We start from the raw sequence: 1,024 nt of genomic DNA, 5'->3' as shown, positions 1-1,024 counted from the left end.
CGCCAGGAACGCCAGCTTGACCGTCATCCAGGCACCCTGGGCCAGCAGCGGGCCGAAGCCTTGCAAGTTGAGGAGTTCATTCATGGGAAGTATCTCGATGGGGCGCAGAGTTTTACTGTGGGAGCGAGCTTGTGTNNACACAAGCTCGCTCCCACAGGAGGCGTCACTCGTTGTAGATATCCTGATCGCCGAAGTATTTCTTCTGGATCTGTGTGTAGGTGCCATCGGCCTGGACGGCGGCGATGCCTTTGTTGATCAGCTCCACCAGGTCCTTGTCGTTCTTGCGCAGGCCCATGGCGATGTCGAGCGGCAGGGTCGGATCCTTGAAGGCCGGGCCGGTCTTGAAGTCGGCGCCTTCAGGCTTGGACAGGAAGTTGAGCTGGGCTTCAAGCTTGTCGGTCAGGGTGGCGTCGAGGCGACCGTTTTGCAGGTCGGCGTAGTTCTGTTCCTGGGACTGGTACGCCTTGATCTGCGCGCCGAGCTTGGCCAGGTGCGCACGGGCGTAGGCTTCCTGCAGCGAGCCTTGCAGCACGCCGACCTGTTTGCCTTTCAGGGATTCGGGGGTGTCGCCGAAGTCGGCGCTTTTGCGGGTGATCACCGAGGTCGGGCTGAGGAACAGCCGGTCGCTGAAGTCGATGACTTTCTGGCGGGCCGGGGTCACGGCCATGGAGGACATGATGGCGTCGAACTTGCGGGCGCGCAGGGCCGGGATCATGCCGTCGAATTCGTTGTGGACCCACACGCATTTGACTTCCAGCTTGGCGCAGATGGCGTTGCCCAGGTCGATGTCGAAACCTTGCAGGCTGCCGTCGGCGGCGACGGATTCAAACGGTGGGTATTCGGGGAAAACCCCAAAGCGGATTTCTTTCCATTCCTGAGCCTGGGCAGCGGTTGCGGCCAATGGCAGGAGCAGCGCAGCGAAAAGTGATCGGAGCGGAGTCATGTGTATTCCCTATATTTTGTAATTGATGTCAGGGCAGTAGAAAAGTTGAAAGCTAACGCGAGCTGGCTTTTGTGGCGAGGG

The 1,024-nt window shown here is 59.9% G+C and carries 1 protein-coding gene; it reads right to left on the bottom strand.

Annotated elements, in window-relative coordinates; all coding sequences use genetic code 11:
* Window positions 1-163 precede the first annotated feature (163 nt).
* Window positions 164-943 carry an ABC transporter substrate-binding protein gene (locus HX846_RS35135; RefSeq protein WP_003212870.1) on the bottom strand — a complete coding sequence of 260 codons (780 nt, stop codon included), beginning with the start codon at window positions 941-943 and terminating at the stop codon, window positions 164-166.
* Between the last annotated feature and the right edge of the window lie 81 nt (window positions 944-1,024).

The organism is Pseudomonas sp. K5002 (assembly GCF_013386655.1).
Taxonomy (GTDB): domain Bacteria; phylum Pseudomonadota; class Gammaproteobacteria; order Pseudomonadales; family Pseudomonadaceae; genus Aquipseudomonas.
The sequence above is the reverse complement of the archived record's forward strand: the minus strand, read 5'-3'. Positions and strand labels throughout refer to the sequence as shown.

What these genes read in the sequence shown, in the direction of transcription:
- HX846_RS35135 (WP_003212870.1), bottom strand. Translation starts at nt 943, where the DNA reads ATGACTCCGCTCCGATCACTTTTCGCTGCGCTGCTCCTGCCATTGGCC.